This window comes from Arthrobacter sp. LjRoot78 (assembly GCF_964254335.1).
GTDB lineage: Bacteria > Actinomycetota > Actinomycetes > Actinomycetales > Micrococcaceae > Arthrobacter.
On record NZ_CAXUTG020000001.1, the window covers coordinates 1,280,312 to 1,300,916 of the forward strand.

Genomic DNA, 20,605 nt, shown 5'->3' on the forward strand with positions numbered 1-20,605 from the left:
CTAACCCACGCGCTCGCGTCGGCCCAGGATGCCCTGCGGCCGGAACAAGAGGACAACAATCATGATGAACAGTGCTCCCACATATTTGAGGTCGGCGGCTAGGCCGAACACGGTGGTCAGCTCCACGAAGATGCCGACGATGATGGATCCGATCAGTGCACCGAAAACGGTGCCGAGGCCGCCCAGGGTCACACCCGCGAAGATAAGCAGCAGAATCTGTGAGCCCATGTCGAACGTGACGCCGGGCCGGTAGTAGGCCCAGAGGATGCCGCCGAGGGAGGCGAGCATGCCGCCGGCCACCCAGACAATCCGGATGACGTTGTCCACGTCGATGCCGGAGGCTGCCGCAAGGGCGGGGTTGTCGGCCACTGCACGGGTGGCCTTGCCCAGGCGGGTCTTGAGCAGGATGAACCCGATCAGTGCGATCACGACGGCACTGATGACGAGCGACCACAGGTTGTTTGGCGAGATGGACACCGGGCCGATCTGGATCTCGGAGCTCTGGGCGTACGGCAGCTGCTGGGTGGATCCGCCGAAGTAGAACTGAATGACGTAGCGGACTGCCAGCGCAAGGCCGATGCTGACGATCATCATGGGGACCAGGCCGGTCCCGCGGCGGCGCAGCGGCTTCCACAGCCCTGCATCCTGGACGTAGCCGAACAGGCCGCCGCCCAGTAGGGCAAGGACCACCGCCAGCCAGAACGGAAGGCTCATGGCATTGAAGGCGAAGACCAGCACCGCACCGAACGTCACCATTTCGCCGTGGGCAAAGTTGGTGAGGCCGGTTGTTCCGAAGATCAACGAGAGTCCGACCGAGGCCAGGGCCAGAAGAAGGCCGAAGCTAAGCCCGGCTACGAGCCGGTTGAGCAGGTTCTGGCCGAAGTCCTGTTGCTGGACCACGATGCCTTTTCCAAAGGCGAAGATCACTGACAGGTTGGAGGTCTGGCTGAACGTGACCTTTCGTGGATTTTCCTGGCCGTCGGCGAGCTTGATGCCTTCGGGGAGAGTGGATTCGTCGAGTTCCACTTCGTAAGTGCCCTGGACCGGAACTCCGATGGTCCACGAGCCGTTGGCGCCTGATTTTGCGGTCCCGGTGAAATCGCCGCTCTTGGCGGTGATCGTAACGTCAGCGATAGGTGCACGTGCATCGTCCCGAAGGAAGCCGCTGATGCTGTTCTGGAACTGCTGGTTCGACGGGGATGGTGTCGGTGAGGGGGTGGTGGCCTGCGATGCCGGGGCAACGACGAGGAGAATTGCAACGACAGCGGCAAATACAGCCCCCATCGTCTTCAGCAATCCGCCGCGCCGTCTGTGCGACAGGCCTCTCGTTGTGCTTCTCAAAATGAAAACCTCCACATGGGGGTGGACTGGGTTGCGCCTTTACAACCACTGCGAACGGTGCGGGGGACGTAGTCGTGGCGCCAAATATGCGGTCGTTAAACCGAATACCTTGTGATGTCAGTCACCCTGCTTGGGCTTATGTTACAGCCAGCGGGGACCAATGAAGCCTCGTCCAAGGGCGCCTAAGATAGCGATCGGATAACAACCGTGAAGCCAAACCTTCGAATCAATGCAGTTCTGCTAAAGAAAACTTTTGTTGATTCTGAGTATTCCTAAACAGTCGCCTCGACTCATGGCCCGTGGGCTCCGTCACAGCCAGGAGTAGCCCATGTCACGGTTGCGTTTCGGCTGGCGGTAGGGGGGAACTATCCCTGCCCTCCGGGCGTGGGAATTGATACCTTGAACTATAAGGATCACCACCCACCCCCTTTATTTGGAGGACACCCGCAATGGCACTTGGCGGAAACCCGATCTTCAACGGAAAGAATTTCCGTGGAGCCACCCAGGCACCGCCTGTTCCGCAGGCTCAGTACGGCCAGAACCCCTACGGCCAGGCCCCGTACGGGCAGAACCCTTACGGCCAGGCTCCGGGACGCGCCCCCGGCCAGGTCATGGATGCGCAGGGCGGCTGGATGGCCCAGCAGCAGAACATGACCCATGACCAGCTGCAGCAGATGTACAACCAGCCGGCAGCCGGTCCGGCCGAAACCGGACGGATGACGTTCGACGACGTCATCATCAAGACCGCCGCCTGCCTCGGCGTGCTGGTTGCCGGCGCGGCGGTCACGCTCTTCGTGAGCATGTCGCTGGCCTCGCTGCTGATGATCGTTGGTGCACTGGGCGGCTTTGTGCTCGCCCTCGTCAATACGTTCAAGAAGCAGCCGTCACCGGCACTGATCCTGGCCTACGCCGCTTTGGAGGGCCTGTTCCTCGGTGGCCTGACCCGCGTCCTCGACACCATGTATCCCGGAGTCGGCCTGCAGGCCGTCGTCGGGACGCTGTCCGTATTTGCGGTTACGCTGCTCCTGTTCAAGAGTGGCAAGGTCCGGGCAACGCCCAAGGCCATGAAGTTCTTCATGATCGCCATTGCCGGGTACGCCCTGTTCTCCGTGGTGAACCTCGTCATGATGCTGACAGGCCTGACGACGGAACCGTTCGGCCTGCGCAGCGGAATCATCGGCGTGGCGATCGGCGTTCTGGCCATCGGCCTCGCCGCATTCTCGCTGATCATGGACTTCACCAGCATCGAGGAAGGCGTCCGCAATGGCGCACCGGAGCGGTTCTCCTGGACCGCCGCGTTCGGCCTGACCGTGACCCTGGTGTGGCTGTACGTGGAGATCATCCGCCTGCTGGCGATTCTCCGCGGCGACGACTAGGACCCTGGACGGCGTACGCCGTCGTGCATTAGTCGTGCATTAAGTTGTGCTTGAACCCGAATGAGCCCCGCCACCCGGCGGGGCTCATTCCGTTATGGCGGGGTCCTGCTTAGCTGAGCCGCTCGTACACCACTGCCATGCCCTGGCCGCCGCCGACGCACAGGGTCGCGAGCCCGAGCGATGCGTCGCGCTCCCGGAGCCCGTTGAGCAGCGTTGTGGTCATGCGGGCGCCGGTCATGCCGAAGGGATGCCCCAGGGCGATCGCCCCGCCGTGGACGTTGAGCCGCTCGTGGTCGATGCCGAGTTCGCGGGCACTGGCCACCACCTGCACGGCGAACGCCTCGTTGAGTTCCACGAGGTCGATGTCGCCGATGCCCAGGCCTGCCCGCGCCAGAGCGCGGCGGGTTGCCTCCACCGGCCCCATGCCCATGAGTTCGGGGGAGAGCGCGCTGACGCCCGTGGACACAATCCGTGCCAGCGGCTCCAGCCCGAGCTCCCTGGCACGCTCATGGCTCATCACCACCACCGCGGCGGCGCCGTCGTTCAGGGGGCAGGCGTTGCCGGCGGTTACCGTCCCCTCGCTGCGGAAGACGGGCTGGAGCGCCGCCACTCCTTCGAGGGTGACACCGGCACGCGGCGAGTCGTCCCGCTCCACCACGGTGCCGTCACGGCGCGTGTACGGCGTGATCTCGCGCGGATAGAAGCCCGAGGCCATGGCCGCTTCAGCGCGGTTCTGGCTCAGGACCGCCCATTCATCCTGCTCGGCCCGGCTGATGCCGTACGTGGTGGCCACATTTTCCGCGGTCTGTCCCATCGCAATGTAGATGTCGGGCATGCGCCCGCCGAGCCGCGGGTCTGTCCACGGCGTGTTGGACGCGGCCCGGACCTCGGTGCGACGGCGTGCCGATTCGAACAGCGGGTTGTGGGTGCCGGCGTCGGTTTCCCCGGCACCGGTCCAGTTCGGATACCGGGAGACGGACTCGACGCCGGCAGCGACGAATGCGCTTCCCTCGCCAGCCTTGATGGCGTGGAACGCCATCCGGATGGTCTGCAGGCTGGAAGCGCAGAACCTGTTGATCGTGGCACCGGGGACGTTGTCCAGTCCGGCCAGGATGGTGACCACCCTGGCCATGTTGGAGCCCGCTTCGCCGCTGGGTTCGGCGCAGCCAAGATAGAGGTCGTCCAGGCCGGCGCCAGTCTCTCCACTTGGGTCGAAGGACGGGATCTTGTCCAGGGCTGCCGTGACCATCGCAGCGGCAAGGTCATCCGGCCGCTCATCCTTCAATGACCCCTTGAAGGCGCGTCCGATGGGGCTTCGGGCAGTGGAAACAATGACTGCTTCTGACATGCGCCCAGCCTACGCCCGGGCTAAACCAGCCGCATCGCCCCTGCCGCCGGGGTAACGGTGAAGATCTCCGGCTTGCGGTACCCGGCGCGGGAGAAAGCCTGCTCGACGGCCGTGCGCACCTGCTGTTCGGCGGCCACCGGCGTCAGGGCAATCGCCGCGCCGCCAAAACCGCCGCCCGTCATGCGCGCTCCGATGGCACCGCTGGCGCGGGAGGTGTCGACCGCCAGGTCCAGCTCCGGGCAGGAAATCTCGAAGTCGTCCCGCATGGAACGGTGGCTGGCATCGAGAAGGGGCCCGATGGCGCCCGGTCCGGCCGAACCGAGGAGTTCCACAGTCTGCAGGACCCGGTCGTTCTCAGTGACCACGTGGCGGACCCTGCGGAACGTGACCTCATCCAGGAGGCCGCTGGCTTCGTCCAGGTCCTCGATACCAACATCGCGGAGGGCCTTGACCCCCAGTACTTCGGCCCCGAGCTCGCACGAATCCCGGCGCGACGCATAGCCGCCGTCGGCGTGTGAATGGGAAACCTTGGTGTCGATCACCAGCAGGACAAGGCCGGCCGGTTCGGTCTCGAACGGAACTAGTCGGACACTCTGGTCCCGGCAATCGAGGAAAACGGCATGGCCCTTGGCGCCGCGCAGTGAGGCGGACTGGTCCATGATGCCCGTGGGGGCTCCCACGAAGTCGTTCTCGGCACGCTGGGTGGCCAGAACCATTTCCTCTGCTTTCAGCCCTGCCCCGGTCAGCTCGTTGAGGGCTGAGATGACGGCGCACTCGATGGCGTGGGACGAGGAGAGCCCAGCGCCGAGGGGAACGTTGGAGTGCAGCAGCAGGTCAAGGCCCGGGACGTTGATGCCGCGCTCCTGGAGTGCCCAGATAACGCCGAGGGGGTACTTGGTCCAGCCCTTGGCCTGTGAGCCCGCCAAGGATGAGGTGTCCGCCGTCGTCATGCCCTGGTCGCCGTAGGTGGACAGAAGCCTGAGCGTCGAATCGGTCCTGACCCGGACAGCCACCCGCGCCGTCCTGTCGATGGCGAAGGGGAGCACGAAGCCGTCGTTGTAGTCGGTGTGCTCGCCGATCAGGTTTACGCGGCCGGGCGCCTGCCAGATGCCGTCGGGACCTGCGCCGAAGGCATCCCGGAACCGTGCCTCGAGGTCATTGCTGCTCAGGTCGCCGTGGCTGAGTGGGACGGTCATGCGTGTGCGCCTTCCGGGAGTGGCTTGAGGGCTGATGCGGGAACCGTGACGGTGCGCAGCCGCTCCGCCACGAGTTCCGGGGTGGTGTCGTTAATGAAAGCACCCATGGCCGCTTCGGAACCGGCCAGGTACTTGAGCTTATCCGCAGCCCGCCGCGGCGAGGTCAGCTGGAGGTGGAGGTAGCTGGCCGGCCGCAGCACGTCATCGAGCGGTGCCTGGTGCCAGGCCGAAATGTACGGGGTGGGCGTCGGATAGAGCGCATCGAACCGCTTGAGCAGGTCCAGGTATACATGTGCCAGTTCGTCCTTCTCTTCACCGCTGAGCGCCGCGAGGTCCGGCACCTGGCGGTGGGGGACCAGGTGCACCTCCAACGGCCACCGTGCGGCAAACGGAACGTAGGCGCTGAAGTTCTCGCCTTCCAGGACCATGCGGCTGCCGTCTTCACGTTCGGACCGCAGCAGTGAGCCGGTCAGCGTCTGCCGGCCGTCGGCGTCGTCGAAATATTTGCGGGCGGCGGCACCCATCACAGCTGCGCGGGGTGTGACGTACGGGTACGCGTAGATCTGGCCGTGCGGGTGGTGGAGCGTCACGCCGATGTCCGAGCCGCGGTTCTCGAACGGGAAGACCTGCCGGATGCCGGGCAATTCGTTCAACGCGGCGGTGCGGTGCGCCCAGGCCTCGACGACAGTGCGTGCCCGGACTTCGCTGAGCCCGCTGAACGAACCGGTGTGCTCGGGGGTGAACGACACCACTTCACAGCGGCCGAATGCCGTGCCGGTGGTTCCCCAGCCTGCGTTGCCGGGAACCGGTCCAAGCGCCGGCCCGAGCGACGGGAAACGGTTCTCGAACACCACGACGTCGTAGTCCGGCGCGGGGATCTCGGAGGGGTTGGCGGGTGTTGTGGGGCAGATGGGGCACTGGTCCGCCGGGGGGAGGTGGGTGCGGCCCTGGCGGTGCGCGGCCACGGCCACCCATTCGCCGGTGAGGGCGTCGAACCTGACTTCGCCCGGCTCGCTCCGGGCCGGCAGCTCGCGGAGGTCGGGGTTCTGCTCCGGCCGGCGCGTGTTTTGTCCTGCCGGAGCACTATCTGACGCGGCATTGTCCGCCGAGGCAGCATCTGCCGTAGCGTCATCGAAATAGAGCAGCTCCCGGCCATCGGCAAGGTTGGTGCTGGAGATGTGTGTCATGCGTCTAGTCCTTTTCGAGCGGCGGCCATCGGAGCCACGCCGTGGGTATGGCGCGGCAGCAGGCACTTCAATTCTCCCACAAAACGATCAAAAAGAAATAGTTTCGAACAAAAGATAACAAGATGCGTTGAGATGGCCCGTGGGCGGGTGAGGCGGCGCGGCCGAGCAGGTACGGTTGTGCCCATGACTCCGAGCGCACCTCCTTCCGGCCAGGGCAGCACCTCCGCAGCAGGCAACATCGCAGCCTCCGGCCCGGCTAATTCCGGCCCGGCTGACTCCGGCACTAGCGAGGGCGCGCCGCGTCGCTACGCCTCCGGCAGGCAGTACGAGCTCCGCCGCGGCGATGCCCTGGCCGTTGTCACCGAGCTGGCCGCTGGCCTGCGGCTCTACTCCCGGGGCGGCGTCCAGCTGACGGAAACGTACGGGGACGGGGACATCCCTCCGGGAGCCACCGGAATCACGCTGGCTCCCTGGGCCAACCGGGTTGAAGACGGCGTCTGGTACCTGGACGGCAAGAAGCAGCAGCTGGACATCACCGAGGTTTCGCGCAACAACGCCAGCCACGGCCTGCTGCGGAACGCCTCCTACGAACTAGTGGATGAGTCCGAGTTTTCGGTGACCCTGGAGGCGCCGATCTTCCCGCAGCACGGCTACCCGTTCCTGGTGCGGCACCGCGTCCAATACGCACTGGCCGAGGACCTTGGGCTTGTTGTCCGCCAGACCCTGCTCAACGATTCCCAGGCATCCGCACCCTTCGTCCTGGGCTCCCACCCCTACCTCAGGCTGGAGGATGTCCCTGCCGGGGACCTGGTCCTGACGGTGGGGGCCGGGCGCCGGCTCGTGGCAGATGACCGGCTCATACCCCGCAGCTCGGAGCCGGTCACCGGTGACACGGATCTGCGGGGCGGCCGGACCGTGTCCGAACTGGATATCGATGTCGCCTACACGGACCTGGAGTTCGACGGCGGCGTGGCCCGCCAAACGCTGCAGGCGTCCGACGGCCGCAGGGTGAGCCTCTGGCAGGACGGCAGCTGCGCCTACGTCCACGTCTTCGTCACGGACCAGTTCCCCGGCAGGGCAAAAGCTGTTGCCATCGAACCCATGACAGGCCCGGCCAATGCGTTCAACAGCGGCGACGGCCTGCGCTGGCTGCCGGCGGGGGAGTCGTTCACCATGACGTGGGGCATCAGCGCGTCGCTGTAGTCCGCAGCGGTTTCCCATCGGAGCGCGGCTGGGGAAGTATTAGGCTATGACGCCAGCTGAGGACGCCGCACCAACCAATAGCCCTGATGCCCGGACCGGGGCCGCCGCACCCGCGGCCCCGTTGCGGGTGTTGACTGACCGCGAGCTGGACCAGGACATTCCCTATGGCGTGCGGATCGCCGCCTCCTGGGCCTGGCGGCTGGGGCTGATCCTCCTGGTCAGCGCCGCGCTGATCTGGCTGCTGAGCAAAATCAGCTTCCTCATCATCCCCGTGATGGTGGCCGCCTTGCTGGCCGGCCTGCTGAGTCCCGTCACACGCTGGCTCAAGGCCCGGCGCGTCCCGAGAGGCGGCGCCGTCGCCATCACCGTGCTGGGCTTCCTCGGCGTGATCGGCGGCTCCCTGGCGCTGGTGGGGCGGCAGCTGGTTACAGGATTCAGCGAACTGTGGAGCGAAGCGTTGACCGGAATCCAGCAGATCCAGGGCTGGCTGGCGGACGGGCCGCTGCACCTGACAGCGGCCCAGATCGACCAGTATCTGAAGGAGGCCACGGATGCACTGCAGAACAACAGCAGCAGCATCCTGAGCGGCGCGCTTTCCTTCGGAAGCACCGCCGGCCACTTTGCCGCGGGACTCATCCTTGCGTTGTTTGTGCTGATCTTCTTCCTCCTCGAAGGTGACCGGATCTGGGCCTTCCTGGTCCGGCTTCTTCCAAGGAAAGCCCGCGCCGCCACGTTCGGTGCAGGCCGAAAGGGCTGGACCTCCATGGTCAGCTACGCGCGCATCCAGATGTTCGTGGCATTTGTGGACGCCGTGGGTATTGGCGTGGGCGCCGCCATCATCGGAGTTCCGCTGGCGCTTCCGCTGGGTGTGCTGGTCTTCATGGGTTCGTTCATTCCCATTGTTGGCGCCCTGGTCACCGGCGCAGTGGCCGTGCTCCTTGCCCTCGTGGCCAACGGCTGGGTCAACGCGCTGATCATGCTGGGAATCGTGCTGCTGGTCCAGCAGCTGGAAAGCCACATCCTGCAGCCGCTGGTGATGGGCAAGGCTGTGGCCCTTCACCCGGTGGCCGTGATCCTGTCTGTGGCGGCCGGTTCCTACCTTGCCGGCATCCCCGGCGCCCTCTTCTCGGTGCCCATCCTCGCCGTAGCAAACTCGGCGATTCGATATATTGCTGCCAGAACGTGGGAACATGAAGGAGTGCTGGTGGCGGATGGCCCGGGTGTACCCGGGGACTCCGGATCCAGCCAAGACAACACCTTCAAGGATGTCTACCTTCCCGGTGCGAATCCGGGCCGCGGCAAGGGCGCCGCACAGTCAACGGGAACTCCCGCCGGACATGCCGGCCCGGACTCCCCAGCCGAATTCCCCAAAGGAGACTAGTTCGTGAAAACCCTCAATAGCCTGCCCGTCACGTTGGACAATGTCCTGGAGGCGCAGAAGCTGCTTGAGGGGATTATTACGCGGACCCCGGTGGAAACTTCGCGGGCACTGGGCAGCATGGTGGGCGGCGAAGTCTTCTTCAAGTGCGAAAACCTCCAGCGGGCCGGCTCCTTCAAGGTCCGCGGCGCCTACGTCCGCATGGCCAAGCTGTCCGCCGAAGAGAAGAAGCGCGGCGTGGTGGCGGCGTCCGCCGGAAACCACGCCCAGGGCGTGGCGGTCGCAGCGAAGAGCCTGGGTATCAAGGCGCGCATCTACATGCCGCTGGGCGTGGCGCTGCCCAAGCTGGCCGCCACCCGCAGCCACGGCGCCGAAGTGGTCCTGCACGGGCACAACGTGGACGAAGCACTCGCCGAAGCCCAGCGCTACGCCGATGAGACCGGCGCCGTGTTTGTCCACCCCTTCGACAACGTGGACGTTGTGGCCGGACAAGGCACGGTGGGGCTGGAAATCCTGGAACAGATCCCCAACGTGGACACCATCCTGATGGGTGTCGGCGGCGGAGGACTGCTCGCCGGCGTCGCCGTGGCCGTGAAGGCGAGGGCCAGGGAGCTGGGCCGGGACATCCGGATCATCGGCGTCCAGGCCGAAAACGCCGCGGCCTACCCGCCCTCGCTCGCCGCAGATGCCCTGGTTCCGTTGAAGAAGGTCTCAACCATGGCGGACGGCATTGCCGTGGGCCGTCCGGGGCAGCTGCCGTTCAGCATCATCCGTGAGCTCGTGGACGACGTCGTAACGGTCAGCGAGGACTCCCTCGCCCGGGCGCTGATCTTCCTGCTGGAACGCGCCAAGATGGTGGTGGAGCCCGCCGGCGCCGTGGGCGTGGCCGCCCTGATGGACGGCAAGATCGAAAACCCCGGCACCACCGCCGTGATCCTTTCCGGCGGCAACATCGACCCCATGCTGATGCTCAAGGTGATCCAGCGCGGTCTTTCCGCCGCCGGCCGCTACATGACCGTCCGGATGATGCTGGACGACCGCCCCGGTTCGCTGGCCACCATCGCCCGGATCATCGCCGAGAACGACGCCAACGTCACAGGCCTGGACCACACCCGGGTTGGCGGTTCCATCTCCATGGGAGACGTCTCCATCACCGTGAACCTGGAAACCAAGGGGCACGAGCACTGCGAGCAGGTCCTGGGCGCACTCCGTGCCGAGGGCTTCCAGCCGATCGTGGTCCACTAGGGGCCATGATGCTGGATGCACAGGGGGGACGGCCGCAGACCACAAGGCATAGCCCTGCCGCACGTGCGCAGGGCGGGCTGCTGGTCACGGGGCTGTTCGTCGTTCTCCTGTTTGCGATCGAGTTCGTCAACGCTGCCACGTTCCATGCACTGAACAGGACGTTCGGCCTCCGCCCGCGCAGCGCCGACGGACTGCTCGACATCCTCACCTTTCCGCTGTTCCACGCCAACCTCGGTCACGTGGTTTCCAATGCGCTGCCGCTCATCATCTTCGGCTTCCTCGTCTTTATGTCCGGGCTCAGGGTCTTCGTCACCGCGGTGGCCTTCAGCTGGTTCGGTTCGGGCATGGTGGTGTGGCTGATTGGCGGCTGGGGAATCACGGTGGGTGCTTCAGGCCTGGTCTTTGGCCTCTTCGCCTTCCTCCTGGTCCGCGGGTTCTTCAACGGCAACTGGTGGCAGATCGCCCTGTCGGTGCTCCTGTTCCTCAGCTACGGCGGCATCCTCTTCGGGGTCCTTCCGGGCGTGGCAGGATTCGTCTCCTGGCAGGCCCACCTGGGCGGTGCGCTGGGCGGTGTTGCCGCCGCTGTGCTGCTGAAGCCCCGGCGGCTGACGCGGGGACGCCAGGTGGCGGAGAACCAAAACACATAGAACTCAGCGTTAACGCACGACGCCGGCCATCCCCGCGGAGGGGAGGGCCGGCGTCGTGCGTTAGGGCTTTGCCGTGGTTGGGAAGCTGCGCTCCTAGCCTGCGTACGGCTTGGCGGAGAGGATCTCCACCGTGATGTCCTTGCCGTTCGGGGCGGTGTAGCTGAGCTTGTCGCCCTCCTTGTGGCCCACAATGGCGGACCCCAGCGGTGACTTTTCGCTGAAGACGTCGAGGTCCGAGTCGCCCGCGATCTCGCGGGAGCCTAGCAGGAACGTCTCCTCGTCGCCGGCGATCCGGGCGACGACAATCATGCCGGGCTCGACGATTCCGTCGTCCGCCGGGGACTCGCCCACGTGGGCGTCGCGGAGCAAAACGGTGAGCTGGCGGATGCGGGCCTCGATCTTGCCCTGCTCCTCTTTGGCGGCGTGGTATCCGCCGTTTTCCTTGAGGTCGCCTTCCTGGCGTGCAGCTTCGATCTTCTGGACGATTTCCGCCCGGCCGGCGCCGGAGAGGTGGTCCAGCTCTGCCTTCAGGCGGTCAAAAGCTTCCTGGGTAAGCCAAGCTGCAGTTGCGCTGTTGGTGGTAGACACGGACTTCTCCTTTTTCGTGGTCAAACAAGTTTGCGGTCAAACAAGTAAAGACCCCGCCACGGTGGCCACTTGTGGGACTCAGTAACCAGCTCAGCGGGGTAAAGGTATTTGATCCATTGTAGTCAATGCGGTGGACAAACCAAAGAACGCCTGCGGCGTGGGTCACACGGTCAGGCCGGGAGTGCTCCCGGGGCCGCGGGCGGCTACTTCTCCGAGCCAGGAATCCAGCAGCTGTCCACCACGCCGGAAACGGACAATGACTCTGTGCGCACTACGGCACGGTGGACCGTCGTTCGTCCGCCGTCGGGGGTGGCTTCGGCCGGGTTCGGTCCGATATCGACCACTTTCCAGCCGACCACGGCAAATTTTGCGTCCAGCGCCTTAACCGCGCATTTGGCACTGGTTCCGGGATCCTTGGTGACCTGGAAATCGATCTCCGCCTGCGTGGCGTCCGTCGTGCTGTAGCCGATGTCCTTGAATGACACGGTCTCCGCGTTCAGGGAAGTGGAGATCCACGCCATGAAGCCCATGCCGGCAGCAAGTGCAGCGATTCCGATGTTGCGCTTGGCCTTGCGCGACAGGGCACGCTTTTGGCCCCCGTAACGATTGGCTAGGGTGGTAGTTGCCGGCGTCGAAATGGCCGGCCGATCCTCGGAAGTCACCGTTCCAGTTTAGTGTGGATCCGAACGGGATAATTCCGCGTCCCTGCAGCCATAAACCCGCAAGCCCAAATTCGAAGAAAGTGAGCCGTTTCAGATGACAGCGTCCGCAAGCCAGTCCAAGCCGCTCCGCCTGCTGGCCGTCCACGCTCACCCTGACGACGAATCGAGCAAGGGTGCGGCCACCATGGCCATGTATGCAGCGGCAGGCGTTGAGGTCATGGTGGCCACCTGCACCGACGGATCCCGGGGCGACATCCAGAACCCGGCAATGGAGCACGAGCCGCACCCCAAACGCGACATGGCCGGCGCCCGCCGCCTGGAAATGGACAATGCCGCCCGTGTGCTGGGAGTCCGCCAGCGCTGGCTTGGTTTTGTGGACTCAGGGCTGCCGGAAGGTGACCCGCTTCCGCCGCTGCCGCCGGGCTGCTTCGCCCTCCAGCCGCTGGAAGTAGCCGCGGCTCCGCTGGTCAGGCTGGTGCGCGACTTCAAGCCGCAGGTGATCCTGAGCTACGACGAAAACGGCGGCTATCCGCATCCGGACCACATCATGGCCCACCGCGTGGCCGTTGAGGCGTTCGAAGCCGCCGGCGATCCGGAACGGTACCAAGGTATCGGCGAACCGTGGTCAGTCAGCAAGCTGTACTACGACCGCGCGTTCAGCCCTGACCGGTTCCGGGCGCTCCACTTTGCGCTCGAAGAGGCGGGCCTGCAGTCGCCCTATGCCGAGCGGCTGGCGGCCTGGCTCGAGGCTGATGTCGAGGGCCACACGCCACCGGCCCCGACGCACCCCACCACCACCCAGGTCGACTGCGGGGACTATTTCGAAGCCCGGGACGATGCGCTCCGTGCCCACCGCACCCAGATTGATCCGCTGGGATTCTTTTTCGCCGTATCCCCGGACATGCAGCGCCGCGCGTGGCCCTGGGAGGATTACAGCCTGATCCAGTCGCGGGTGCCGGTGGAGCTGCCGGAAAAGGATCTCTTCGCCGGACTAAGATAGAACCAAGCCATGTTCTATGCCCTGTAGAAGTCAGGGCCCTCAAGACGCTCCACAGAAGGTCTAACCGTGCATCACTTGCTCCTCGCCCTCGCGACAACTCCGGCGCCCAGCCCCACGCCGTCCCTGCGCCCGGGCCTCTCCGAAGACCAGGTGACGCCGGGCATGTGGGGCTTCATCATGACCGCGTTCTTCGTCCTGGCCACCACGCTGCTGATCGTGGACATGGTGCGGCGCATCCGGCGGGTCCGCTACCGGGCCCAGGTGGAAGAGGAGCGCCTGGCTGCACTGGCTGCCGGAGAGCAGGACATGCCCGAGGTTCCCGGAGCGGACGCGCCGCGAAGCGACGAAGCCGGCACGAGCGATGATGCCGGCACACTCGGGGGCCCGCAGGGCGGCGCCGATCTCCGGACGGAACGCAACGGTGATGAAGGCCGCGGACAACGGTAACGCCCGGCCCGGTGCTGGGAACGCTGCGGACAACGGTAACGCCCGGCCCGGAGCTGCCAATGCCCTGGCCGGCGAACCTTCCGCCTACCTGAGGCAGCATGCCAGCAATCCTGTCCACTGGCGGCCCTTCGGTGATGAAGCGTTCGGCTTTGCCGCCCAGCGCGACGTTCCCGTGTTCCTGTCCATCGGCTACGCCGCCTGCCACTGGTGCCACGTGATGGCCCACGAGTCCTTCGAAGACCAGGAAACTGCGGACTTCCTCAACGCCAACTTCGTGGCCATCAAGGTGGACAGGGAAGAACGCCCGGATGTAGACGCCGTCTACATGGCCGCAACCCAGGCAATCAGCGGTGAAGGCGGCTGGCCGATGTCCGTCTTCCTGACTCCGGACGGACGCGCCTTCCATTCCGGAACATATTTCCCGCCCCGGCCCATGCCCGGCCGGCCTTCTTTCCGCCAGGTCCTCGAGGCGGTCCGCGAAGCCTGGCTGGAGCGGCGCGAGGCCGTCGAACACAACGCAGAGACCCTGGCCCGCGGAATGGCGGAAACGCAGCTTGCGGCCGCCGTCCAACTGGCCGGATCGCCGGACCCCGTGGACGCCGGGCTGCTCTCCGAAGCGGTCCGCGTCCTGGCCCGCTCTGAAGACCCGCACGACGGCGGATTCGGCACCGCGCCGAAATTCCCGCCGTCGCCCGTGCTGGAATTCCTGGTCCGGCACGCCGCGGTGGCGTCCGACACCGCGGATGCCGCGAGGGACATGGCAGGCCGGACGCTGGCAGCGATGTCCCGGTCCGCGCTGTTCGACCAGCTGGACGGCGGTTTTGCACGGTACTCCGTGACGCGCGACTGGTCCGTGCCGCACTTCGAAAAGATGCTCTACGACAACGCCCAGTTGCTGCGTGCCTTCGTGCACTGGGTCCGGCTCGGAGGCAACGCGGTGTACACCTCGGAGGAGGCCGCGGACGCCGCAACGCGCACCGCGGACTGGATGATCGCGTCGCTGGGCCTCGCCGGTCCTGGAGACGGTACAGGAGGGGGTTCAGGTCGGGCTGAGGCGTTTGCCTCGTCGCTGGATGCGGACACTGTGGTGGACGGCCAACACCTCGAAGGCGCCAGCTACCTCTGGACCCCTGCGGAACTGCTGGACATCCTGGGGCTTGAGGACGGTCCCGCTGTGGCGCGGCTGATGAATGTTGCTTCCGGGGGCACCGTGACAAAGGCAGCTTCGCCGCTGCATCCGGGCCGCAGGCTCGACGGCGCCGAGCACCTCCTATGGGACCGTGCGCGGCCGCGGCTGCTGGCTGCGCGTTCGGGCCGCCCCCAGCCCGCCAGGGACGACAAAGTGGTGGCCGGCTGGAACGGCCTGGCCGTCGCTGCGCTTGCTGAAGCGGGGGCCGTCCTCGGCCGGCCCGACCTGACGGCTGCTGCAGCGCGGACGGCCGCCTACCTTGAACGGATCCACTGGACCGACGGCACCCTGATGCGGGTGTCGCATGCCGGCCTGGCCCGCGGGATCGGCGGCCTGCTCGAAGACTATGCCTTCTGCGTAGACGGGTTCCTGACCCTCTACGGCGTCACGGGCAATACCCGGTGGTACCTGCTGGCCGAGGACATCCTGTTGGCTGCCTGCCTGCGGTTCGCCGCGGACGGAACGCTGGTGGACACCGCCCGTGAATCGTCCCAGGTGTTCAACGCGCAGGGGCAGCGGGCAGGCCTGGAGCCCTTCGACAACGCCACGCCAAGCGGTGCGGCAGCGTTCGCAGGCGCGCTGCTGAGCTATGCAGCGCTGTCCGGTTCCAGCGACCACCGGATCATGGCCGGCAATATCCTTTCGCTGCTGCCCCCGCTGGCAACCCGGGCGCCCCGGGCGGCAGGCTGGCTGCTGGCCACGGCACAGGCTGCGCTTGCCGGCCCGGTGGAGGCCGCCGTCGTCGGGCCTGACGGTCCGGCGCGTGCGGAACTACACCACGCACTGCTGCTGTCCGCCAGCCCGGGGCTGGTTGTGGCCGTGGCGTCCGACGCCGGGATCCCGGCTGCTGTTGGTGCCGCGCCTGCCGTGCCGCTGCTGGACGGCAGGACGGCGGCGCCTGACGGCTCAGCGCAAGTGTTCCTCTGCCGCGGGATGGTGTGCGAGCGTCCGGTGGGTTCCGTGGCCGAACTTCTGGAGCGACTGGCTACGATGGCCGGATGACTTCTTTGCCGCACCCGCAGTCCGTGGCTGCCGGGGTCCGGCGGGCCTTTGACCTTGTCATTTTCGACTGTGACGGTGTCCTGGTGGACTCCGAGTCCATCGCCATCCGGGTTGACCAGCGGGTCCTCGCAGATCTCGGCTGGGAGCTTGACCTCGACGAGATGGTGGAGCGCTTCGTTGGCAAGTCCGAGGCGCACTTCGTGGCGGAGACGGAGCGGCGCCTGGGCGTCAGGCTGGACGCGGACCCGCTCGGGCAGACAGGGCTGCTGCCAACGTTTGAAGGACGCATCTTCAGCGCCTCGGAGGTTGACCGCGGAAAGCCGGCCCCGGATCTATTCCTTCATGCTGCGCGGACGCTCGGTGTGGAACCGGCCGGATGCGCCGTGGTGGAGGACAGCCTCTACGGAGTCCAGGCGGCCCGGGCGGCCGGCATGCATGTCTTCGCCTTTGGTGGGGGAGTGACGCCGGCGGCCAGGCTGGCGGGTCCGGGCACCACGGTTTTCCGGCACATGAGGGAGCTGCCGGACCTCATCGCTGTCGGCAGGCCCTAGGCAGGCCTGCCGAGCACCGCGATGGCGATGGCGATGAAGTGCGCGGCAAAAGCGAACACGGTGAAAGCGTGGAAGAGCTCGTGGAAGCCAAAGTGCTGGTAGCTGAAGTTCGGCTTCTTGAGGGCGTAAAAGACGGCGCCGGCGATGTAGAGGGCGCCGCCGACGCAGATGAGGACTGCCGAGGCGACACTGGCCGCGAAAAAGTCCGGCAGGTAGAACAGGGAGCCGCAGCCCAGGGCTATGTAGATGGGCACGTAGAGCCAGCGCGGTGCATCGGTCCAGAACAGCCGGAACAGAACACCGAGGATCGCGCCGGACCAGATGACCCATAGCAGCACCACTGCCTTGGGCCGTTCCAGCAGCGCCCACGCCAGCGGCGTGTAGCTGCCGGCGATCACCAGCATGATGTTGGTGTGGTCGAGGCGCTTCAGGACGATCTTGACTCCCGGTGTCCAGTTCCCGCGGTGGTACACGGCACTGATGCCGAAGAGCAGTACTCCTGTCACGGCGTAGACGGCCGAAGCGATCTTGAGGTCGGCGGTGGGGGCCAGCAGGATCAGGACCAGCCCCGCGGCAAAGGCCAGCGGGGCGGTGACGGTATGGATCCAGCCGCGCCACTTGGGCTTGATCGTCAGGAGCTCCGCGATACGGACAGCGGCCTCGTCCATCGGGCCAGATTTCCGGCCGCGGCCTGCTCCCGCATCCGGTTGGGGAGTTTTGCTTTCCATTGCTCAAGAATAAACTACGTTCCAGTAAGTTACTGATGAGTAACCAGTGGATGGGCCGGAATCGGAAGTCCTCGTGCACCCCGCCGCCGTTGCGGGCGGGTAGCCTAGGAATGCACCGCCGTCGTACATCAAGGAAGTCAGGTGAGTCTCCGGATGGAGTTGCCCGGGATCCTCTATGGCTTCTACGAACGCAGGCTCCTGCGCTCGCTGGACAAGGACCGCATCCCCAAACACATCGGCGTGATGGTGGACGGCAACCGCCGCTGGGCCAAACAGTTCAACGCGCCCACCAGCCAGGGACACCAGGCGGGCGCTGACAAAATCCATGAGTTCCTCGGCTGGTGCCAGGAACTCGGCGTCAAAGTGGTCACGCTGTACATGCTCTCCACCGACAACATGAGCCGCTCCGGTGAAGAGCTGGACCTGCTGATGGGCATCATTGCGAACACCCTGGACCGGCTGGACGAGGACGAGGACATCTCCGTCCACGCCATGGGCGCGCCGGAGTTGCTTCCCGATTACCTGGCCGAACGGCTCAACAATCTGACGGCGCGGACGCCGGCCCATGAAAAACTCCATGTCAACGTGGCAGTGGGCTACGGCGGACGCCGCGAAATCGTGGACGCCGTCCGGGAGCTCCTCCATGATGCCGTGGCCGGGGGCAAGGACATCGGCAAGCTGGCGGACGACCTCACGGTCGACGACATCTCGCGGTTCCTGTACACCCGCGGACAGCCGGACCCGGACCTGGTGATCCGCACATCGGGTGAGCAGCGGCTGTCCGGTTTCCTGATGTGGCAGAGCGCCTACAGCGAGTTCTACTTCTGCGAGGCGCTCTGGCCCGCCTTCCGCAAGGTGGACTTCCTGCGGGCATTGCGCGATTACGCCGGCCGGCAGCGGCGCTTCGGCTCCTGAAGCCCCGCGCCTGCAGCCCGGCTGGAAGCCCGGACACCTGGAACAGCGCCCGCTCAGGGCCGGTTCACGTGGAATTCACGTGATCGCAACAAGAATCGCCGCGAAATAGTTTGGGAAACAAAGCGGCGGGGAATTACGTTGAATCCATTAGCAGGCACACTGCCCGCTAATCGGGGAGGCCAGTACATGGAGCGAATGTTCGCACCGGATGTATGGGAGGCCGGAACCGGCCTCGTGGCCGCTCCGCCTCACCTATAAATTATCCGGGCGTGCGCCCCGGGGCTGGAGTCGATGTGGCTATTTCTGAACACCTGCCCGACGTCATTTCCGACCAGGGAGAGAAAGCTACCTCTCGCACCGCGCGAGCCACCTCACAGACCGGTGCAGCGAACTATGACGCTGCGGCCGGTCTTGCTGTATCCGGCGGCAGTGCTGCGGCGGATGACACCTTGTGGAGCTTTGTCATCGACACCTCGGTGTTGCTCTCGGACCCCCGCGCCCTGCTGCGGTTCGCGGAGCACGAAGTCATTGTGCCGATCGTGGTCATCACGGAGCTTGAGGGCAAGAGGCATGACCCCGAACTGGGCTACTTCGCCCGTAAGGCCCTCCGCCTCCTGGACGACCTCCGGGTTCAGCACGGCGGACTTGACCGGCCCATCCCGCTGGGCGAAGACGGCGGCACGCTGATGGTGGAAATGAACCATATCTCCACCGAGGTGCTCCCCGCCGGGTTCCGCGGAGGGGACAACGACAGCCGCATCCTCGCCGTCGCGAAGAACCTCGCCAACGAGGGCCGTAACGTCACGGTGGTGTCCAAGGACCTGCCGATGCGCGTCAAGGCATCCGCCATGGGGCTCCTCGCCGACGAGTACCGCAACGAACTCGTGAAGGACTCCGGCTGGACCGGCATGGCCGAAGTGGAGGCAAGCGAGGAGGACGTCTCCACCCTGTACGGCCACGAGCCCGTCTTTATCCCGGCCGCAGCAGAGTTGCCCGTCAACACCGGACTGGTGCTGCTATCTAACCGGGGCTCCGCCCTGGGGCGCGTGGGGGCGGATAAGCAGGTCCGCCTGGTCAAGGGGGACCGGGACGTCTTCGGACTCCACGGACGTTCCGCGGAGCAGCGGCTGGCCATCGACATGCTGATGGATCCGTCCGTGGGCATCGTGTCGATCGGCGGCCGGGCCGGCACCGGCAAGTCGGCGCTGGCACTCTGCGCGGGCCTCGAAGCCGTGCTGGAACGCCGCGAACACCGCAAGGTGATCGTCTTCCGGCCGCTCTACGCGGTGGGCGGGCAGGAGCTCGGCTACCTGCCGGGATCCGAAGCGGAGAAAATGAACCCCTGGGCGCAGGCCGTCTTTGACACCCTCGGAGCCCTGGTCAGCCAGGAGGTCGTCGAGGAAGTCATGGACCGCGGCATGCTCGAAGTCATGCCGCTGACCCATATCCGCGGCCGCTCGCTCCACGATGCGTTCGTGATCGTCGATGAGGCGCAGTCCCTGGAAAAGAACGTCCTCCTGACGGTAATGAGCCGGATCGGCCAGAACTCGAAGATCGTCCTGACCCACGATGTCGCCCAGCGCGACAACCTCCGGGTGGGCCGGCACGACGGCGTTGCCGCCGTCGTCGAAACCCTCAAGGGACACCCGCTCTTCGGGCACATCACCCTCACCCGCTCGGAGCGCTCGCCGATCGCGGCACTCGTCACCGAACTGCTGGAAGGGGCGGAAATCTAGGCGGAATGCTTGAGTGAAGGGCCGTTGCCGGGTTGCCCGGCCACGGCCCTTCGCCGTCGCTTAGACACAGCGCATAGGGACCCGCTTCGGTCGCTGGGCGACCTCCGGGGTCCGATGCGCCGCGATGCGCTCCTACGCGAAGGACCGCGACCGGGCAGGTGGGCGTGTCGCCTCAGGCACTCAGCCGTTAGAGTCCCAGGAACTTGGCCGTGGCTTCGTGGCCTTCTACCTTCAGCGTCCAGTCGGGGCGTTTGAAGGTGGCCGGGGTGACTCGGACCTTCTGGACCTCCTCCACCTTGCCGCCCCAGGAGGCCCTGGTGACGCCGTTCAGTTCGTAGCCGAGGGAGCGGGAGACGCCCAGGGATTTTTCGTTCCAGGCGGCTGCCTCGGACTCCGCGACATCCGCTTTCAGATGATCGAAGGCATAGCTCACGACGGCGGCCCGCATCTCCTTGCCGAAGCCCTTGCCCTGCGCCGCTTTCGTGAGCCAGGAACCGGTGGTGACCGTCTTGAGCGTCGCGAAATCCTTGGCCTCGATGTCCTGGCAGCCGATGAACCCGCCGTCGTGCCAGATGCCGAGCAGGAGCGTCCAGGCTTCAGGGGAGACTCCGGCCCGGCATCGCCAGTACCACTGCGCCATGTTGGGACCCAGCTCCTCGGCAGGGGATTCTGCCCAGGGCCTGCTGAACGGACTGTGGCCGGGATCGTGGATGCCGCTCAGCGCCGCCTGCACCGCGGCCGGGATGTCCTCATCACGAATGGGCCGGAGGGCAAGGCGGGGCGTGGTCAGGGTGAGGGCGAACGGGGGCCAGAAGGTGGCGGGCTCAGTCATCAGGGAAGCTTAGCCGTGGGGCCCGTGCGCAGCC

Annotated in this window: 19 protein-coding genes; 11 read left to right on the forward strand and 8 right to left on the reverse strand. The window is 66.0% G+C overall.

What is annotated here, in order from left to right; translation table 11 throughout:
• Complete coding sequence (locus ACSQ1X_RS06040) at window positions 1-1,284, reverse strand: branched-chain amino acid ABC transporter permease (protein ID WP_028270464.1); 1,284 nt, start codon at window positions 1,282-1,284, stop codon at window positions 1-3.
• Between the two features lie 506 nt (window positions 1,285-1,790).
• On the opposite strand from ACSQ1X_RS06040, the gene ACSQ1X_RS06045 reads away from it, so the two are divergent.
• Entirely contained in the window at window positions 1,791-2,717 is a 927-nt protein-coding gene (locus ACSQ1X_RS06045) for a Bax inhibitor-1/YccA family membrane protein (protein WP_436057024.1), read from the forward strand.
• A 109-nt stretch (window positions 2,718-2,826) separates the two neighbouring features.
• Here the strand turns inward: ACSQ1X_RS06045 and ACSQ1X_RS06050 are convergent, their stop codons facing one another.
• From ACSQ1X_RS06050 to galT, 3 genes are read right to left on the reverse strand one after another with little or no spacing between them, the layout of a single operon-like run.
• Window positions 2,827-4,065, reverse strand: coding sequence for an acetyl-CoA C-acetyltransferase (locus ACSQ1X_RS06050; protein ID WP_436057025.1), 1,239 nt, complete (start codon window positions 4,063-4,065; stop codon window positions 2,827-2,829).
• Between the two features lie 20 nt (window positions 4,066-4,085).
• Complete coding sequence (galK, locus tag ACSQ1X_RS06055) at window positions 4,086-5,261, reverse strand: galactokinase (RefSeq protein WP_436057026.1); 1,176 nt, start codon at window positions 5,259-5,261, stop codon at window positions 4,086-4,088.
• Window positions 5,258-6,448, reverse strand: coding sequence for a galactose-1-phosphate uridylyltransferase (gene galT, locus ACSQ1X_RS06060; RefSeq protein ID WP_436057027.1), 1,191 nt, complete (start codon window positions 6,446-6,448; stop codon window positions 5,258-5,260). Before galT ends, galK begins: the two co-directional genes overlap by 4 nt.
• A gap of 183 nt (window positions 6,449-6,631) precedes the next feature.
• Here galT and ACSQ1X_RS06065 point away from each other — a divergent pair, with 183 nt between their 5' ends.
• The 4 genes from ACSQ1X_RS06065 to ACSQ1X_RS06080 are packed head-to-tail and all read left to right on the forward strand — an operon-like array spanning window position 6,632 to window position 10,921.
• A complete protein-coding gene (locus ACSQ1X_RS06065; RefSeq protein ID WP_436057028.1) occupies window positions 6,632-7,651 on the forward strand; it encodes an aldose 1-epimerase family protein in 1,020 nt (339 codons plus the stop codon).
• Between the two features lie 46 nt (window positions 7,652-7,697).
• Window positions 7,698-9,032, forward strand: coding sequence for an AI-2E family transporter (locus ACSQ1X_RS06070; RefSeq protein ID WP_156372443.1), 1,335 nt, complete (start codon window positions 7,698-7,700; stop codon window positions 9,030-9,032).
• 3 nt (window positions 9,033-9,035) lie between these two features.
• A complete protein-coding gene (gene ilvA, locus ACSQ1X_RS06075; RefSeq protein WP_055804082.1) occupies window positions 9,036-10,274 on the forward strand; it encodes a threonine ammonia-lyase in 1,239 nt (412 codons plus the stop codon).
• 5 nt (window positions 10,275-10,279) lie between these two features.
• Window positions 10,280-10,921: a rhomboid family intramembrane serine protease gene (locus ACSQ1X_RS06080; RefSeq protein WP_055804080.1), complete on the forward strand. Its 642-nt coding sequence runs from the start codon at window positions 10,280-10,282 to the stop codon at window positions 10,919-10,921.
• Window positions 10,922-11,014: 93 nt separating this feature from the next.
• Here the strand turns inward: ACSQ1X_RS06080 and greA are convergent, their stop codons facing one another.
• Window positions 11,015-11,509: a transcription elongation factor GreA gene (greA, locus tag ACSQ1X_RS06085; RefSeq protein ID WP_011691028.1), complete on the reverse strand. Its 495-nt coding sequence runs from the start codon at window positions 11,507-11,509 to the stop codon at window positions 11,015-11,017.
• 203 nt (window positions 11,510-11,712) lie between these two features.
• A complete protein-coding gene (locus tag ACSQ1X_RS06090) occupies window positions 11,713-12,171 on the reverse strand; it encodes a DUF4307 domain-containing protein (RefSeq protein WP_055804077.1) in 459 nt (152 codons plus the stop codon).
• 94 nt (window positions 12,172-12,265) lie between these two features.
• On the opposite strand from ACSQ1X_RS06090, the gene mca reads away from it, so the two are divergent.
• The 4 genes from mca to ACSQ1X_RS06110 all read left to right on the forward strand — a co-directional run bounded on the left by mca (window position 12,266) and on the right by ACSQ1X_RS06110 (window position 16,360).
• Window positions 12,266-13,171 (forward strand): mycothiol conjugate amidase Mca, encoded by a 906-nt coding sequence (gene mca / locus ACSQ1X_RS06095; RefSeq protein ID WP_436057029.1) that lies wholly within the window; start codon window positions 12,266-12,268, stop codon window positions 13,169-13,171.
• Between the two features lie 66 nt (window positions 13,172-13,237).
• Window positions 13,238-13,618, forward strand: coding sequence for a hypothetical protein (locus ACSQ1X_RS06100; RefSeq protein WP_436057030.1), 381 nt, complete (start codon window positions 13,238-13,240; stop codon window positions 13,616-13,618).
• Window positions 13,596-15,809, forward strand: coding sequence for a thioredoxin domain-containing protein (locus ACSQ1X_RS06105; RefSeq protein WP_436059276.1), 2,214 nt, complete (start codon window positions 13,596-13,598; stop codon window positions 15,807-15,809). The genes ACSQ1X_RS06100 and ACSQ1X_RS06105 overlap by 23 nt, the downstream gene beginning before the upstream one ends.
• Complete coding sequence (locus ACSQ1X_RS06110) at window positions 15,806-16,360, forward strand: HAD family hydrolase (protein WP_436057031.1); 555 nt, start codon at window positions 15,806-15,808, stop codon at window positions 16,358-16,360. The genes ACSQ1X_RS06105 and ACSQ1X_RS06110 overlap by 4 nt, the downstream gene beginning before the upstream one ends.
• On the opposite strand, the gene trhA is transcribed toward ACSQ1X_RS06110, so the two are convergent.
• Window positions 16,357-17,028: a PAQR family membrane homeostasis protein TrhA gene (gene trhA / locus ACSQ1X_RS06115; protein WP_436057032.1), complete on the reverse strand. Its 672-nt coding sequence runs from the start codon at window positions 17,026-17,028 to the stop codon at window positions 16,357-16,359. The two genes, ACSQ1X_RS06110 and trhA, sit on opposite strands and share 4 nt — an antisense overlap.
• A gap of 213 nt (window positions 17,029-17,241) precedes the next feature.
• Here trhA and ACSQ1X_RS06120 point away from each other — a divergent pair, with 213 nt between their 5' ends.
• A complete protein-coding gene (locus ACSQ1X_RS06120) occupies window positions 17,242-18,003 on the forward strand; it encodes an isoprenyl transferase (RefSeq protein ID WP_436059277.1) in 762 nt (253 codons plus the stop codon).
• A gap of 293 nt (window positions 18,004-18,296) precedes the next feature.
• Window positions 18,297-19,739 (forward strand): PhoH family protein, encoded by a 1,443-nt coding sequence (locus ACSQ1X_RS06125; protein WP_436057033.1) that lies wholly within the window; start codon window positions 18,297-18,299, stop codon window positions 19,737-19,739.
• A 187-nt stretch (window positions 19,740-19,926) separates the two neighbouring features.
• Here ACSQ1X_RS06125 and ACSQ1X_RS06130 read toward each other — a convergent pair whose 3' ends face one another.
• Window positions 19,927-20,571 carry a GNAT family N-acetyltransferase gene (locus ACSQ1X_RS06130; protein WP_436057034.1) on the reverse strand — a complete coding sequence of 215 codons (645 nt, stop codon included), beginning with the start codon at window positions 20,569-20,571 and terminating at the stop codon, window positions 19,927-19,929.
• Window positions 20,572-20,605 lie beyond the last annotated feature (34 nt).